This window comes from Methanosarcina baltica, from assembly GCF_055394095.1.
On record NZ_AP042463.1, the window covers coordinates 2041411 to 2057073 of the forward strand.

Consider the following 15663-nt stretch of genomic DNA (forward strand, 5'->3'; position numbering starts at 1 on the left):
TTTGGGCATATTAAGGTGCCTACAGAGAAATCTTTCTTTTTTTGAAAAGTGTCAACTATATCAGCAGGACTTATTTTCTTCTCTTAATTCTTTGTTACAATGGGGGATGAACAAAATCCAGTGGACAACATCCTGGAAATGTTAAAAATTAATATCTTGTGTACTTTCCTTCCCTGTCAGCCTTCGACTGTCGTGTTAAACCATAGGTTTAACAGGAGTTTCTAATTTTCAATTAGAAACATCGAGAACGAGAGCCCCCCTCTTCCCGCATGATATCTAAAAATTATATAAAGAGCATATTATTTCCTTCCCGCATGAGATCTATAAATTATATAAAAAATGTAATGTTTATACTGTTTTGCATGTTACTGTTTTTTGGACCCCAGAGCCAGCTAATGCTTCAAAAACCGACTCAATCTATGGCAATCAACACGTTTGTCGCCTTGACTATGGCATAGGCCTCTTCTCCGACTTTCAGCCCGAGGCTTTCGGCGGACTTTTTTGTGATTATGGACACCAGTTCCGCTCCACCCGGAAGTTCAAGTGTGATTTCCGAGTTTACGACCCCGTGGTCTATGTTCGTTACCTTTCCTTTCATAACGTTCCTTGCACTTACTTTCATGTCTTTTCACTCCCTTATTTTTTGAATGCTTATTATTGATATTGATTTTTCGAATGATGGCTAAAGGCGGCCCGGCTTTTTTTTGCAGAAGGAGCTGCTTGAGGCTACTTGAATATTATTATAGTGCTCCGCATCCGCAGCTTCTGGAAAGCAGGGTCAGTATCCTGCCTTTTATATCGTTAATATCGTCTTCTGACATGCTGGCAAGGAGGTCCTTATGGTCTTTTTCCAGGTGCTCAAACATATCTGTTTTCACTTTTTCAGCATCATTGCCTACGGAAATGAAGTCGCAGTTTATCCCCAGATCCCTGCATTTTACAATTTTTATGTAAAATCCCCCCTATAAAATTTTAGATCAACTACTTCTTAAAAAGCAATATTTTATTTCCTATTATATGATGGGAATGTTCCTTGCACAGCCATATTCCTCTTTATAGGGGACATTGATAGTGAGCATTTCCTTTGAATTTATTGCGATAGCCTGGTCGGGGTCAACGGGCCCGTCAAGGAAAAAGGACCCGATGTATTCCGCACTTTCACTGAAAGCTTTCAGGTAAAAGCTGTTTTCATGCATCAGGATGGTAATATTTTCATTACTCACATCAGGCAGTTCTACTTCAATAGTAAGATTTTCATGATCGTCGTCGTGATACATGGCTATTATAGGTGTTTTTAGTATCTTGGGTATAGGCCCCAGCATGAATATTCCCCCCGATTTGCATATCTAATTTTCATCAAAACAAATGTTTTAAAAAATTGATTTATTCCCCATGGACTACACAGATAATATATAGAATATTTATTATAAATATCTTACAGGTATATTTAAGGAAAAATGCTGCGGTGTCAACTACCCCACGCTGAAGCAGTGGGGCTTGTATAAGCCCTAGTTGACCAGCCTAAGTCTTAATTGACTACGTTGGAAATGTCAGTGCGACAAGAAAGCTATAATATGAATTGCGGTAACGCTATCCCTTCCATTTGGGATAATCCTACTATGACATGCGTTGATGGTAACGTCAAGGTGTGAAGCTCATATGACAATATGGAGAAGTTTAGAAATCTAATCTAAACCATCTGTTAGGATAAGAATTCTAAGAAGAACGTAATGTGAACCATTGTAAGAATCGTGACCAACAACAAGCGAAATTAGATTGATACGCTTGAACCAAAATGGTAATGAAATCAGACCAATAAGGCTTGACATACTTATTGGGAAATGGACATATGATTTTCGGTTTAAAGATGGCTTCTAAGGTATTCACAATTATTCATTTTATAGAACTTGGTAAGCCCTATATGTTCCCCTCGGGGTAGGAATCCTGCAAAGGATGACAATGACATAGAGGGTAAAGGAAAGGAGTAGAAAGCGAATGACAATTTGTAATGAACTGTATAGGGGTTCAAAATTTGCCCTAATCCAAAAGGATGCAGACTTACTCCGTGGTATCAAAACGTAAGAATGAAGGTATGACCTATGAATGTAAGTCATTCAAATACGCTGATCGAGAAATCAATCCGCGAGAAGCTTACAAACAAAACACATGTTAATAGGCTGCAAGTCATGACTTACGAAAGCAGTTATTAACCAAATAACTGCTGCCCTAACGGGTTAAGAGATGCTTGAGCTGTATGAGGTGAAAGTCTCACGTACAGTTCTTAGGCGAGAAAGAGGGAGTAATCCCTCCGACTTAGCCGACTGATACCTGCGAATGCTTCCTCAGTTTGCAGCTCTATCGTGTAGTATTAAAAGTCCTGAGAGGTAGGGACGGTGTGCTACGCATGACAAGCGTTTCCAACATTGGCGAGGGGAGACAATTTAAAAATTGCGTTACCTGCTGCGGGAATTCGTTTCCAATGCAGAGTGGAGAAATCCATTATGATTTTTGTACTGAACAGAAACAAAGAGCCGTTAAGTCCCTGCCATGAAGCAGTTGCAAGAAAACTGCTTAAAGCGGGAAAAGCGCTTATTCACAAAAAATATCCCTTTACAATTCGACTCAAAGAGCTGAAAGAGTCTAAGGACAATTCGGCTTTTAGACTAAAAATAGATTACGGTAGCCGTCACACGGGTCTTGCTATTCTGAAAGGCTCAAATGTTGTCTGGGTTGCACAGTTGCACCACAAAACAAGCATAAAAAAGAATATGGATAGCAGAAGATCAATGCGGAGAACACGGCGAAATCGAAACACCCGTTATCGAAAACCGAGGTTTCTGAACCGGAAAAGGCGGGAAGGCTGGCTGCCTCCATCCCTGCAAAGCCGTGTAGATAACATTGAAAATTGGGTCGAAAGGCTCAGGAAACTCTGCCCTCTGACACATATTTCCTATGAAAACTGCAAGTTTGATACTCAACTCATGCAAAACCCTGAGATAAGTGGAATCGAGTACCAGCAGGGGGAGCTGCAAGGGTATGAGATAAGAGAATACCTGCTTGAAAAATTCGGTAGAAAATGTGTCTACTGTGGAGCTGAAAACGTTCCTTTAGAAATTGAGCACATTATTCCTAAAATCAGAGGGGGCTCAAACAGAGTCTCCAATTTAACATTGGCTTGTAGAGAATGCAACCAGAAAAAAGGAAGTCAAACTGCAGAAGAGTTTGGACATCCAGAAGTATATAACCTGGTTAAAAAGCCGCTTAAAGATGCTGCGATTGTAACAGCTACCAGATGGAAAGTTTTCGAAGTTTTGACGAGAACGGGCCTTCCTGTAGAATGCGGCACGGGTGCAAGGACAAAAATGAATAGAATCAGGGCAGAGCTGCCAAAAGATCATCATTTCGATGCTATTTGTGTAGGAGAATCCACTCCAGAAAAAATCAATTTTGCAACAAACAACGTCCTGCATATCAAAGCAAAAGGAAGAGGGCAGTATAAAAGAACAAATCTCGATAAGTACGGCTTTCCTCGTTCATACCTTCCCAGGCAAAAAACCTTTTTTGGTTTTCAAACTGGCGATACAGTCAAGGCGGTTGTACCCAAAGGCAAGTACAAAGGGACATGGTTTGGTTCCGTTGCTTGTAGAAAATCGGGTAGTTTCGACATCAAAAACAAAGAGGGGAAAAGGATCTCAATTAATAAAAAATACTTCAAAGTATTACAGAGGACAGATGGTTATGAATATTCGACAGAGAAGTGCGGCATTCCTCCCGGCGCTAAAGCAACCGGGCTCCCTGCCTGAATTTTTGTGGATAGGTCAACTCTCCCTCCCTAAAATATCCGATTTTAGTATAAGGAGCTTGTCTGGGAAAGCAAGTCCTGGTTGACCAGGCCACCAATCAGGCGTTTCAAAAGATTGCCAGTCGATAGGAGAATACATAGTTACCCTGGAAGGCCATTTCAGTTCCAGGCTCTAAGGATGCCGGTCAAAAAGTTATAATAGGTATTACCAGTGCTTGCTTTTTGACACTACACCTAAAAGCGGGACCCTGTTCCATTCCCCAATCTGATTAAATCATCGAAAATTGTTGTGAAGACGGAAGCAGTTTATCATGATTCTTCACTTAACCGAAGACGCATTACTGAGTTTTCGAGACATCTAAATTTTCAAAGTTTTCGGCTTATTCAGGGTGAATTGACAATGAGAAATGTAAAATGTATTTGTGAAGCAGCTCTTTTCATGCTGGTTGTCGCATTCGTTATTGCATCCGTTATTATTGCCCCTGCCTCTGCCGCGGTCAGCGGGCCAAACCTTAAAGTCACGATTATTGAGATAAACCCCTATCCGGCCGAGATCGGGCAATATATAGAGCTGACCGTCCAGGTGGAAAATGTAGGCAGGGAATGGGCAGAAGATGCCTCAATAGAGCTTATCCCCGACTATCCGTTTTCTCTGGATTCCCCTGCCAACGCCATACAGAACATCGGGGCCCTTTCCCCGGAAAAGATCGCTACAAGGGAGTTTCATCTCTTTGTCGATAAAAACGCTCAGAGAGGGACCCGTTCCATAGACATCCGCACCCAGAGTGAAAAAAGCGCTCCTTGGAGTGAGGACACTTTTGATATCAGGGTCGGGACCGAAACCTTTGACAGCAAGGGCACGGTGGAATTGGAACAGATCGTTTCCGACCCCGAGGTCTTCATGCCCGGAGACCGGGGAACAGTTACCCTGACTCTTCGAAACACCGCGGAATCCTCCACGATAAATATTGGGGGCAGGGACTACGATACCAATGCCAGGATACAGGCGGCTGTCCTCAGTTCTTCAGAGAATGGGGTCACGGTTACAGGCAACACCTACGGGGAAATGGGGATCCTGGGGCCCGGGGACAAAATTGACCTCACTTTCAATGTCGAGGTCGCAGAGGCCGTGGAAGACGGGACCTACCACCTGGAACTTTCCGTGGAAGGCAACTCTTTTGAATATAACAGCAGGAAGAACATCCCCCTCGATGTAGACTCTTCCAATGTGAAGGTTATTCCCTCCAAACCTCTGAAACTGGTAAACGGGGAAGCAACCCTCGAGTTTGATGTGGCAAACACCCACCCAAACGAGTTCAATTCCGTAATCATAAGGCCTGAAGCCGAGGGAATCGAGTTCTATCCCCCCGAATACTTCATAGGGCCTATGGACCCGGACGAACTCTTCACAATCGAGTTTGACGTGTTCACAGATTTCGGGAAAGGTTCCGGGGAAGGGGCTGGGGCGGAGGATGTTTCTTCTTCTTCTTCTATTTCTCCCTCTTCCCTGACAGGGCCGGTTAACCTGACCCTTACCGCAAGCTACAGCAACGGAATCAACCGGCACGAAAATACTGTTAGCAACCTGCAGCTTTCCCGGGTATTTGAGGGCCAGGAAGGAGGTTCAACAAAGTTGTTTACAGGTCTGGGTCTTCTCATCCTGATAGTTGCCGGGGTCTTTATCTACAGGAAGAAAAAGCAGGGGTGAAAATGAACCCTGTGGACACTCTTCGTTACGAGTGATTAACGGGGCACTGCTTTCAAAATAATTTAATACGTAAAAGAAAGTCAACGAAAGTCATAGAAAGTCAAAGCCTTATATTCAGGCCCCCTTATAGTAATGGGTATATTATGGGGATTTTTGTAAGGGGGCCGGGCTTTTGGTGAAATTTAAGGAAGCCGTAAAAATCTCAATCGGGAGTGTAAGCAGTGCGAAACTTCGCTCTTCCCTCACAATCCTGGGCATCGTCATAGGCATCGCTGCCGTGGTCGCTAATGTTTCTCTCGGAGGGAGTTTCAACCTCTTTTTTGAGAAGGAAGTCAATGCCCTGGGCTCCAATTTTATAATCATCTTCAGCCAGGAGCCTAACCTCTTTTACACCGATGAGCTTGAGCTTATAGAAAAGACCCCCGGAGTCAAGGGGGTCTCGCCTATAAAACAGCAGCTTGCGGAGGTCACCTATCTTTCCCAGAAAAAAAATGTTGAGGTGGTCGGGGTCACCGAAGACTACGAGGAGACGGCCAACATCCTTATGGAAGAGGGGGTTTTCATAACGGACCGGGATATTTTTTCCGCAGTTATCGGGTCCGATGTCGCTTATGAGAAGTTTGACCGGAATATCTCGGCTCGGAATTCCATTGATATTGCTTTTCGCCTTGAGGGAGAAGAGATGGTTTCCAGAAAGTTCAAGGTAAAGGGCATAATAGAGAGTCCGGATACCGCTTTTGTCCAGGGGGGAGTTGACAGGGACAAGAGTATCTTTATCCCGGTCTCCACCATCAACAGGATGCTTGAAGAAGATGATTACGGGGCTTTTTTTGTCATGGCTGAGGACCTGGAGACCGTCAAGGAGACCTCGGACGAAGTGGACAAACGCCTTGCCCGCAATTTCGGGGTCCCCTCAAGGGATCTGGATGATGAGGACGCAAAACCCTATACGATCTTCAACCAGGCCGACATCCTTGAGCAGACCAACCAGCTTGCCGATTCTTTGGGCAGTTTCCTGATCGCGGTTGCCCTGATCTCTCTTCTGGTGGGCTCCATAGGGATCATGAACATAATGCTTGTGACCGTTACGGAGCGCACCCGGGAAATCGGAATCATGAAAGCTCTTGGTTTTTCCGCCAGGGATATTCTTTTCCTCTTCATCACGGAGTCCGTAATCCTCAGCCTCTTCGGGGGAATCCTCGGGGCCGGGGTCGGGGTTGCAGGAGCTTACCTGATTACGAGCTTTCTCTCAATTCCCTTTGTTTTTCCGCCATATATCATTGAAATAGGTTTCATGGTGGCGTTAATTGTGGGGGTTGCAGCGGGAGCTTATCCTGCGAATAAGGCCGCAAGAATGGAACCTGTGGAGGCCCTGCGCTATGAATGAGTAAAATTTTCCCGAAAATATGGGGATTTTTTCCTGATTCCTGATTATAGAGGTGAAAGGAGGGTTGTTTTCCTGCTTAATGCAGGGTATTAATGTTGTGGAAAATTAATTTCTCAACATATATATGTCAATAAATTCAATTACTAATTATACTTTAATAAACTGTAATCAAAAAAACCGGAATTCAAGGAGGGAAAAGAAATGGCTGCGCCGGACAAAAAAGCAATAGGGGCCAGAACTTTCCTGTATCCAATGCCCACGACTCTCGTGGGCGCAAATGTGGATGACAGGCCCAATTACCTGACCGTTGCTTTTTGCGGGATAGTGCAAGCAAAGCCTGCTATGATCTCGGTGGCTCTTGGCAGGAACCATCATACGAATGCGGGCATCAGGGAAAACGGGACTTTCAGTGTAAATATCCCATCCCGGCACATGGTTGAACTGACAGATTACTGTGGGATCGTTTCCGGAAAAAAGGTGGACAAGTCCGGGCTTTTCGAGACCTTTTACGGGAAACTTGAAACCGCGCCCATGATCCGGGAATGCCCTGTTAACATGGAGTGCAAACTCGTAGAAATCCTCGATTTCGGGGGCACAAACGAGGTCTTCATCGGGGAAATTATCGAGAGCTACGCCGAAGAAAAGTACCTGTGCAACGGGACTCCGGATATTGAAAAGGTTGACCCAATCCTATTTTCCATGTACGACAATAACTACTGGCAGATGGGACAGCACCTGGGAAGGGCCTGGTGTGTCGGGAAGAAATTCAATGAAAACGGAGATAAAGATCTCTGACTATGGATATCTGATTAAATAATTTATGTCTGTTATTTTTAAATAAAGGTGGGTCCGGGAGAGGGACTTTTCCCTCGCCCGGGATCGAACAGGGGGATTTGAATATGCCAGTCATCACCATCGAGATCACGAAACTTACAAAGGAACAGAAAGCCAGGATTGTTGATCTGTTTACCAGAAATGCGAGCGAAATCACCGGAATTCCGGAACAGGCCTTTACAATAGTCTTCCATGAGATTCCCAGGGAGAATTTCGGGGTTGGAAGAGTATTGCTTTCCGAAATTAAAGATTGATTAATTCTGTACTGATTAATTCTGTACTGATTAATTCTGTACTGATTCGTCGAAATCTGATCCATTAGAGGCATTTTTCGGGCCTTTTTTTCCAAAAAAAGGTCAGGCCGGAAATTAAGGGGGGAACTAATGAAAATCACGGTTTTTAGCGGGAGCCATAAAGGAAGGGAGGGCAACACCTTCCTCATGGCAGAGGAATTTTTGAAAGGGGCTGAGGAAGCCGGGGCCGAGACCGAGAACGTCATCCTGGTCGAAAAGAAAATCGGATACTGTAAAGGTCTTTTTGAATGCTGGCTCAAAACTCCGGGCAGGTGCAGCATCCGGGACGACATGGATGAACTTCTTCCACTCTTTTTGGCCTCGGATGTTGTCGTGTTTGCAAGTCCAGTTTATTTTGATAACGTTACAGCTCTTATGAAGACCTTTGTTGACAGGTTGACTCCTCTTCTTTACCCTCACTTTGAGGAAGATGAAAAAGGGGAGTACAGGCACATGAAACGCTTTGAAAAAGTTCCGAAAATTGCTCTAATCTCAAACTGCGGGCTGCCCGGCCAGAGCAATTTCCAGGTTCAAAGCCTCTTTTTCAGGCGGCTTGCAAGGGCTCTCCACACCGAGGTCATTGCCGAAGTCTACAGGGATGAAGGGGAAATTTTCAGGGGCAAGGACAACATCCTGTTAAAACCCCTGCTTTCAAAGTACAGAAAACTCCTGCGCTCCGCAGGCAAAGAGCTTGTGGAAATGCAGGAAATTTCTGAAAAATTAAGGGAAGGCCTTGAAAAATCCATAGTCCCTTCTTCCATCTACATAATGTTCGGGAACGAGGAATGGGACCGCTTGATTAAAGAAAATAAGCTTGCATGATAAAAGTTTCTGGAAAAAAAGGGGAATAGGAAAGGAAAGGAAAGGAAAGGAAAGGAAAAGAAAAGAAAAGAAAAGAAAAGAAAAGAAAAGAAGGAATGTAAAAAAAGGGGGAAGGGAAAGGGAAAACCTCAGTTCCCTTCCACAAGTTCTTCAAGGGTTTTTTCCATGTAGGGGGCGTTGCTCCTGTTGAGCAGTTCCTGACAGACTTCCGATGGGTTTCCGTCCATTACAACCGCCCCGTTTTCGATCAGCACGACCCTGTGGGCGACTTCCCGGACAAAGTCCATATGGTGGCTGATGAGCACGATTGTGGTGCTGAAGCGGGCGTTGATCCTTTTCAGGGAGTTGGTAACGTCCCTGAGGGTTACCGGGTCGAGGTCCCCGAAAGGCTCGTCGAGCAGGAGGTATTTGGGGGAGGTCGCAAGGCTCAGGGCTATAAATGCCCTTACGTGTTCCCCTCCGCTGATCTGGTAGGGGGTTTTGTCGAGCACCTCGAGGGAGAGGTCCAGGGCTTCAAAGACGGGGGCTGCGTAACTGTCCACATCCGTAGACGGGATGGTCGGGAAAAGTCTGGAGTAGACGTCGAGCGTAAGGTTCAGTTCCCGAAGCGTGATATCCTTTTCTTCCTCGAGCATTTCTGGAAGCCTGTAGATGGTGTCCAGGGTCTCTTCCGAAAGGCCCAGGTCTTCAGCTTTTTTCCGGGCGTATTCGATTGATCCCTGCTTTTTCATGCTGAGCCTGAAGCGGATCTGGTCCCGGACCGTGGAGTTTACGGACATGGAAAATTCCTGGTTCATGACACTCATGATCCTCCGGAGCTCCATGCGCTTTTTGCTGTACTGTGTGATATCCAGCCAGTCCCCATCACAGAGGTACTCCACAGTCCCGCTTTTAGGTTTGACCAGGCCTTCCATGAGCTTGATTATTGTGGTCTTTCCGACTCCTGAGGCTCCGATGAGGGCCAGGATCTCTCCCTTGTGCACGTCCAGGGAAAGGGCTTTGATATTCAGGACTTCTCCCATGCGGAGCACAACATAGCGTTTTGAGATATCCTTTACCCGGATGCAGACCTCTTTTGATTCGGGTTTTGTGAGCCCTTCTCTGGGTTTCATGTCTTTCTTAAAATTTTTTAGAACTTTTGCAGGCGCTCCTTCCTCGACGATTTTTCCGTTTTCGAGGAAGATCAGACGGTCTGCGAGGTAGGCGTGGATTTCGGGTAGGTGAGAGACCACAATGACCGCAAGGTTCAGCTTATCCCGGATCTGCTTTATCACGTCCAGGACTTCCTGCTTGGTGTCGGGGCCGGTCATGGTTACCGGTTCATCAAGAAGGAGCACTCTCGGCTTTGCGGCAAGCTGTCTTGCCATCACCACTCTCTGTTTTTCCCCTCCGCTCAGCATCTGTGTGGAATGGAGCGCCTTGTCCCCGAGCCCTACAAGTTCGAGGTATTCAAGGGCTTCCGAATACAGTTCATCGTAGAAAGGGGAGTCAGTTTCAGGAAGGCCTTCTGTCCCTATCCTCTGGAAATTGAGTTTCCTTATCACGTTTTCTATTGCAGGCCCGTTCCAGAGTCCGAAGTTGCGCTGGAGGTGGATCGCGGTCTTTTTCATCAGGATCTTTTCCCCTTCGCGCCCGGAGGCAGGGGTTATTATCTCCCCGTCCACTTCCACACTACCTTCCTGGAATGGCTCGACTCCCCTGATAATCCGGAGAAGGGTTGATTTTCCGCTTCCGCTTCTTCCTGTTATTCCAAGGATTTCCCCGTCTTCCACGGTCAGGTTGATATGGTCTAAAACTCTTCTTTTTTCGGAGTTCACCTCGTAATCTTTTACCAGATTGGAAAGCTTGAGCATACGTGCACCTCTAATTATTTTTTATCCTGTGATATTTATGTAATATTTCTATAATATTTCTATAATATTTCTGTGTGTACTTCTGTAAATCCTTGATTATACGAACATGTTAAATGTCCGAGGTTTCCCTTATTGGGGGATCAAAGCCCTCGGAAAATGAGGATATTAATAGAATAAGATGCAATATTACCTTTAAAACTATTTATTGTAATCGCCGCCGAGCAGTCCTTATATTTTTAAGAGACTTCGGGGTTTTAGGAGTCTCAATAGTTATATTTTTTTTCGTTTTGTAAATCTCTTTTCCCGAAAAAAAGCTTTTTCTCTCGATCAGTATTATTTTTTTATGAAAGTTATTCATTGCAGAAAGCAGGGCTTTTTTTCAAAAATATTCAAAAATATTAAAAAATATTTAAAAAACATATTAAAAATAGGGTTCGGCATTATATGCAAGAAAGTTGGTGATTGAGTGGGGGGTCCCCCGGACCAGTGTCCGGGTTCAGTGCTTGATAGCGGCCACGAGTTCGGCTACTTTGGCAGTAACGTCTTTCGTTTCTTCAACAATCGTGCCTGTCACGATCATATCCGCACCGGCTTTCGCACAGAGTTTTGCGGCTTCTCCGTCCCGTATCCCGCCGCCTACAATCAGCATGTTGTCCCCGAGTGCCTTCTTGACAGCCCCTATCATTTTCGGATTGATCGGAGCGTCGGCTCCGGACCCGGCTTCAAGGTAGGTATAGTGCATGCCGAGGTATTTGCCTGCTAGGGCGTAGGCAACGGCAAGTTCGGGTTTCTTGCGGGGGATCAGTTTCGCGTCCCCTACCCAGCCGACGGTCCCACCGGGTTCTACCAGGATGTAAGCCATGGAAATCGGCTCAATTTTGCTCCTGTAGACCATGGGGGCTCCGAGCACCTGGTTTGTGACAATATAATTTATGTCCCGCGAGTTTAACAGGCTCATAAAAAATACCGCATCAGCATAGCTGCTCAGGCCCGCTGAGTTCCCCGGAAAGAGGATTATGGGCACGTCAACTTTTTCTTTGATCTTCATGACCGTCTCGTCAAGCAGGGTCCCGCTGGCTCCTGTTGATCCCCCGATCATGATTGCGTCGGTTCCACCTTTCACGGCCGCAAGGGCCATTTCAGCAGCTTTTTCTGGCGTCTGAGACGCCGGGTCAATAAGGGTCAGGTGGGCTTTACCGTCCTGCTTAACAATCTTTTTTAGGTGAACTTCCACCTGCAAAAAAGATCATGCTCCCTTAGATTCCTTGGATTTTACTCGAAGATTCTTGTATCCGCATTTCCTGCAGCGGGTCGCTTTTACAGCGTTTCTGGCGTTGCATTTCATGCAAATTTTTTTATTCAATAACCTTTCTTCTGCTTCTGGAAATCGTGCCATTATCGTCACCTGTATCTATTTTATTATAGGTATATAGCCCGCTTAATGGATGTTAATGCATATAATAGTTTTCATCAAAAAATCCGGCCTGCTGCCCGATTTTTTAAGCTTCCTGTGCCGGACTTCCAGGGGGCTCAAAGCTTATTTATGAGGGGGGCTTTAATTCCTCCCTATCCGTTGTAGTTCATTCAGATCCGGATCCGTAAAAGACCCGGAGCTCTATCCTATAAAATCCCTATTATATTAATATGATTCCAGATTATGTTCGCAAATTTGACTTTGAAATCGATACATTATTCAGAAATTATCAGAACAGGACCCGGCGATTAATATGGCAATTCATCCGATAGAATTTCGTTACGGTACAGCAGAAATGAAGCACGTATGGAGTCAGGAAAACAGGCTTGCAAGAATCATGCAGATCGAAGTCGCCCTTGCAAAGGCCGAGGCTGATGTGGGGCTGATCCCGAGGGAGGCCGCGGAAATCATTGAAGAGAGCATAGCTTCTGTTCAGTCCGAGCGGGTAAACGAGATCGAAGAGGAAATCCATCATGATATGATGGCTGTGGTCATTGCGATCACCGAGCAGTGCAGAGAGGATGCGGGCAAATGGGTGCACTTCGGGGCAACCTCAAACGATATGCTTGACACGGCAACCGGGCTCCAGATTAAAGATGCTATTGAGCTCCTTGAGGAGAAGGTCAGGGCTCTTCTGAAGGTCCTGCTCAACCAGGCCGAGACTCACAGGCAGCTTGTCTGCTGCGGCAGGACGCACGGGCAGATCGGGGTTCCCACGACCTACGGGCTCCGGTTCGGGATCTGGGCCTCTGAAATTGCCAGGCAACTCGAACGCCTCCATGAACTCAAACCGAGGGCAACAGTCGGGCAGATGACGGGAGCCGTTGGGACCCAGGCGGCTTTTGGGAAAGCGGGCATAGAAATCCAGAAGCGGTCTATGGAATACCTTGGGATTGGGGCTGTTGACGTCTCCAACCAGATCATCCAGAGGGACCGCCACGCCGAGTTTGTGATGTGGATGGCAAATGTGGTCACTACCCTTGACAAGATCGGAGTGGAAATCCGTACCCTCCAGCGCAGTGAGATTGCGGAACTCGAGGAAAGCTTCGGGAAAAAGCAGGTTGGATCCTCCACCATGCCCCACAAGCGAAATCCCATAAAGTCCGAGCAGATCTGCGGGCTTGCAAGGATCGTGCGCTCCATGGTCGAGCCCGAACTCCTGAACAACACCCTCTGGGACGAGCGAGACCTGACCAACTCCTCCTGTGAAAGGGTGGTTTTCCCGGAAGCCTGTGTGCTTACGGACCATATCATAAAACTCGGGACCGGAGTAATTGAAAACCTGGTGTTCTTTCCGGAAAACATCAGACGGAACCTGGACCTTCTCAAGGGCCTGAACATGGGAGAAGCCGTCATGATCGAACTTGCAATGCGGGGAGTCGGCAGGCAGGAGGCTCATGAGCTTGTCCGGGCCTCCGCAATGAAAGCCCATGATACGGGTATGCACTTTAAAGATGTACTTCTGGAAAACCCCGAGGTTGCAGGTTACCTGAGCGCCGGGGATATTGAAGACCTTGTTAATCCGGACAGGTACATCGGTACCGCCGTCGAACAGGTTGAGACTCTCGTCTTAAAGTTGCGGCGGGTCTACAGCCTGTAAAATGTTTCTGACCATAGGAAATGGGCTTCCCATTACCCTTTATTTTTTTTAAAAAGGGTAAAAAGGAAATAAAGGAAAAAAAGGAAAAAAGGAGGAATTTCAAAAATTTTCAAAAGGGTTATTGAGGCATCTTTAGCATTGGTGTTGCATTATAAACGTCTTCGGGTATTGTGGTAGATGATAACGGTTTGATAGTGGATTAGATGCCTCAATCAGTCCTATGTATAAATTATTTATATACTTTGTGTTGGCTTTGTACACAACCGCCCAAAACATTTTTCCAATCTTCCTTTGTATCTTCTATTTGTTGGGTTTCCGGGCTTCTTAATTCTGGTCTGGCGTGTTTAAGGAGTTTATTGAGAGATCTTTTTCAAATTTTCACCGTTATATTTTTATACAATTATTCTATGCAGGTGCTTCGGGTTTTTTCTTATTATATTTTTTCATGCCGGATTTGCCTGTTTTCCCCTCCGGGCTCCTCTCCATAATATATGAAAGGGAGGGATACTTTTATAAATTCCTAGTGTATTGTATGACTGATGAGCTAGTCCGGGTAGTTCGGCGTTACCTGTTATCCGAAATCGCCGATATGCGGAGGACGAAGCCAATGGAAGGTTTATCAAACAGTTTCTAGCCTGTAATCTCAACTGAGAAGCTCCGTCCTGCTTGGATGATGCTGGTATGGTGGCTTGCTGGAGAGCAGGTCTTCATACCTTTACCGTGGAAACCGGTCGAGGCCCGGAAGGGAGCAGACTCACTGTGGGCAACCGTCGCTTGCGGGGTCGCGGGGTGGAGGCGAGGTTTCAGTCCCCTGGGATCTGCAAGATATTTCGACCTGCGGTGTGCTCATCACTAAATTCCACTATAAAAGAGTCCTTGAAAGAGGAAAATAGCTTAATTGACTTTTTTCTCTGGAAAAGGTTAAATATCGGAACTGCCTTTTTAGGGAACGCGTCTACTCAACCGCTAACAATCGCCGGTGACGAGATAGCCAAGCCCGGTATGGCGCAGGATTGCTAATCCTGTGATGCTTCGCATCTCGGGGGTTCGAATCCCCCTCTCGTCGCTTAACATTTTTTATCTTTTGGTATGAAAGTACACCTGTGTACTTTCATTTTTTGAGCCTGTTACTCGAAGAGTTTCATGTGCTTTTTTTTTATCTTTTTTTTTTCTCTGGCGTATAGCATACTCTTTATTTATAATGTGGTACTTTTTGCATAGGGCTTCATATATCGTTGTCGAGGTCGCCAACTTCGACATTCAAAAAATCAAAAATACGGAAATCGAAGGCAAACAGTGCTCGGAAGGGGGGCAAAAAGGATACGATAATGTCCTGGCCTATATTTTTTACCGGGACGGGTACACCTGCCAGAACTCTAATTGTTAAAACAGGTCAAAACGGCTTTTGCTCCACGTTCATCATATCCATTACAGAAATAAAGGAGGCTCAGCCCGGCCTGCTAACCTTATTACCCTCTGCAACAAATGCCACACTCCAAAAAACTACAAAGAATTCTTTTTAAGGTGGAGACCGAAGGTGAACTACCCCACGCTAAAGAAGCTGTTCGACAATTCAATTTCAAAAAAAAACAGGTAAAAAAGAAGGCATATAATGCCTTTAAATTGAAAACGAATGAATTAGATTATTACTGACTGTAATTGTCGGACAGCCTGTAAAGCATTGGGGCTTTCTACTTCGTTCCTGTAAGGGGATTCAAAGATGCCACATTTATGAACACGTGCTGGACGTTTGTTGAGTCAATACAGGCTTCAAAAAACAAAGAATGGAAGGTGCAGCATACGAAAAAATCGTTATCCTGTTCAGCCAATGGATCTTGTTGAATACGAAGGAAGTTTGTATTATGTAGTGGGAATCCACGCCTACGGAAA

At 45.6% G+C, this 15663-nt stretch carries 15 protein-coding genes, 1 tRNA gene and 1 other RNA gene; 11 read left to right on the forward strand and 6 right to left on the reverse strand.

From position 1 onward, the window contains the following. Positions 1-412 precede the first annotated feature (412 nt). From ACZ5QV_RS08820 to ACZ5QV_RS08830, 3 genes are all read right to left on the reverse strand, one after another. Positions 413-622, reverse strand: a complete 210-nt coding sequence (locus tag ACZ5QV_RS08820) for a TOBE domain-containing protein (RefSeq protein WP_464599476.1) — start codon at positions 620-622, stop codon at positions 413-415. A gap of 118 nt (positions 623-740) precedes the next feature. Continuing rightward, positions 741-950 (reverse strand): DUF1059 domain-containing protein, encoded by a 210-nt coding sequence (locus ACZ5QV_RS08825; protein WP_464602073.1) that lies wholly within the window; start codon positions 948-950, stop codon positions 741-743. A 63-nt stretch (positions 951-1013) separates the two neighbouring features. Then, positions 1014-1322, reverse strand: coding sequence for an Hsp20/alpha crystallin family protein (locus ACZ5QV_RS08830; protein ID WP_464599477.1), 309 nt, complete (start codon positions 1320-1322; stop codon positions 1014-1016). Between the two features lie 1179 nt (positions 1323-2501). Between ACZ5QV_RS08830 and iscB the strand changes: the two genes are divergently transcribed. The 6 genes from iscB to ACZ5QV_RS08860 all read left to right on the forward strand — a co-directional run bounded on the left by iscB (position 2502) and on the right by ACZ5QV_RS08860 (position 8846). Beyond that, on the forward strand, positions 2502-3803 hold the full coding sequence (gene iscB / locus ACZ5QV_RS08835) for an RNA-guided endonuclease IscB (RefSeq protein ID WP_464599478.1): 1302 nt from the start codon (positions 2502-2504) through the stop codon (positions 3801-3803). Between the two features lie 399 nt (positions 3804-4202). Then, positions 4203-5510 carry a COG1361 S-layer family protein gene (locus ACZ5QV_RS08840; RefSeq protein ID WP_464599479.1) on the forward strand — a complete coding sequence of 436 codons (1308 nt, stop codon included), beginning with the start codon at positions 4203-4205 and terminating at the stop codon, positions 5508-5510. Positions 5511-5682: 172 nt separating this feature from the next. Continuing rightward, a complete protein-coding gene (locus ACZ5QV_RS08845; protein WP_464599480.1) occupies positions 5683-6897 on the forward strand; it encodes an ABC transporter permease in 1215 nt (404 codons plus the stop codon). 201 nt (positions 6898-7098) lie between these two features. Continuing rightward, the gene (locus ACZ5QV_RS08850; protein WP_464599481.1) at positions 7099-7692 is read left to right on the forward strand and encodes a flavin reductase family protein; all 594 of its coding nucleotides are present in this window, start codon (positions 7099-7101) and stop codon (positions 7690-7692) included. A gap of 104 nt (positions 7693-7796) precedes the next feature. Then, the gene (gene dmpI, locus ACZ5QV_RS08855; RefSeq protein WP_464599482.1) at positions 7797-7985 is read left to right on the forward strand and encodes a 4-oxalocrotonate tautomerase DmpI; all 189 of its coding nucleotides are present in this window, start codon (positions 7797-7799) and stop codon (positions 7983-7985) included. A gap of 129 nt (positions 7986-8114) precedes the next feature. Beyond that, entirely contained in the window at positions 8115-8846 is a 732-nt protein-coding gene (locus ACZ5QV_RS08860) for a flavodoxin family protein (RefSeq protein ID WP_464599483.1), read from the forward strand. Between the two features lie 128 nt (positions 8847-8974). Here the strand turns inward: ACZ5QV_RS08860 and ACZ5QV_RS08865 are convergent, their stop codons facing one another. The 3 genes from ACZ5QV_RS08865 to ACZ5QV_RS08875 form a co-directional block, all read right to left on the reverse strand. After that, on the reverse strand, positions 8975-10699 hold the full coding sequence (locus tag ACZ5QV_RS08865) for an ABC transporter ATP-binding protein (RefSeq protein WP_464599484.1): 1725 nt from the start codon (positions 10697-10699) through the stop codon (positions 8975-8977). Positions 10700-11195: 496 nt separating this feature from the next. Beyond that, positions 11196-11939, reverse strand: coding sequence for a phosphoglycerol geranylgeranyltransferase (locus tag ACZ5QV_RS08870; protein WP_464599485.1), 744 nt, complete (start codon positions 11937-11939; stop codon positions 11196-11198). A 6-nt stretch (positions 11940-11945) separates the two neighbouring features. After that, positions 11946-12095, reverse strand: a complete 150-nt coding sequence (locus ACZ5QV_RS08875; RefSeq protein ID WP_464599486.1) for a 50S ribosomal protein L40e — start codon at positions 12093-12095, stop codon at positions 11946-11948. 331 nt (positions 12096-12426) lie between these two features. Between ACZ5QV_RS08875 and purB the strand changes: the two genes are divergently transcribed. The 5 genes from purB to ACZ5QV_RS08900 all read left to right on the forward strand — a co-directional run bounded on the left by purB (position 12427) and on the right by ACZ5QV_RS08900 (position 15370). Beyond that, complete coding sequence (purB, locus tag ACZ5QV_RS08880; protein ID WP_464599487.1) at positions 12427-13773, forward strand: adenylosuccinate lyase; 1347 nt, start codon at positions 12427-12429, stop codon at positions 13771-13773. 537 nt (positions 13774-14310) lie between these two features. Then, positions 14311-14625, forward strand: an RNA gene (gene ffs / locus ACZ5QV_RS08885) — signal recognition particle sRNA. A gap of 129 nt (positions 14626-14754) precedes the next feature. Further along, a tRNA-Ser gene (locus tag ACZ5QV_RS08890) sits at positions 14755-14839 on the forward strand. Positions 14840-14986: 147 nt separating this feature from the next. Next, positions 14987-15160: a hypothetical protein gene (locus ACZ5QV_RS08895; protein WP_464599488.1), complete on the forward strand. Its 174-nt coding sequence runs from the start codon at positions 14987-14989 to the stop codon at positions 15158-15160. An 18-nt stretch (positions 15161-15178) separates the two neighbouring features. Beyond that, positions 15179-15370 carry an HNH endonuclease gene (locus ACZ5QV_RS08900; protein ID WP_464599489.1) on the forward strand — a complete coding sequence of 64 codons (192 nt, stop codon included), beginning with the start codon at positions 15179-15181 and terminating at the stop codon, positions 15368-15370. The last annotated feature ends 293 nt before the right edge of the window (positions 15371-15663 follow it).

What these genes read in the sequence shown, in the direction of transcription:
- ACZ5QV_RS08840 (WP_464599479.1), top strand. Translation starts at nt 4,203, where the DNA reads ATGAGAAATGTAAAATGTATTTGTGAAGCAGCTCTTTTCATGCTGGTT.
- ACZ5QV_RS08850 (WP_464599481.1), top strand. Translation starts at nt 7,099, where the DNA reads ATGGCTGCGCCGGACAAAAAAGCAATAGGGGCCAGAACTTTCCTGTAT.
- purB (WP_464599487.1), top strand. Translation starts at nt 12,427, where the DNA reads ATGGCAATTCATCCGATAGAATTTCGTTACGGTACAGCAGAAATGAAG.
- ACZ5QV_RS08820 (WP_464599476.1), bottom strand. Translation starts at nt 622, where the DNA reads ATGAAAGTAAGTGCAAGGAACGTTATGAAAGGAAAGGTAACGAACATA.
- ACZ5QV_RS08860 (WP_464599483.1), top strand. Translation starts at nt 8,115, where the DNA reads ATGAAAATCACGGTTTTTAGCGGGAGCCATAAAGGAAGGGAGGGCAAC.
- dmpI (WP_464599482.1), top strand. Translation starts at nt 7,797, where the DNA reads ATGCCAGTCATCACCATCGAGATCACGAAACTTACAAAGGAACAGAAA.
- iscB (WP_464599478.1), top strand. Translation starts at nt 2,502, where the DNA reads ATGATTTTTGTACTGAACAGAAACAAAGAGCCGTTAAGTCCCTGCCAT.
- ACZ5QV_RS08865 (WP_464599484.1), bottom strand. Translation starts at nt 10,699, where the DNA reads ATGCTCAAGCTTTCCAATCTGGTAAAAGATTACGAGGTGAACTCCGAA.
- ACZ5QV_RS08875 (WP_464599486.1), bottom strand. Translation starts at nt 12,095, where the DNA reads ATGGCACGATTTCCAGAAGCAGAAGAAAGGTTATTGAATAAAAAAATT.
- ACZ5QV_RS08830 (WP_464599477.1), bottom strand. Translation starts at nt 1,322, where the DNA reads ATGCTGGGGCCTATACCCAAGATACTAAAAACACCTATAATAGCCATG.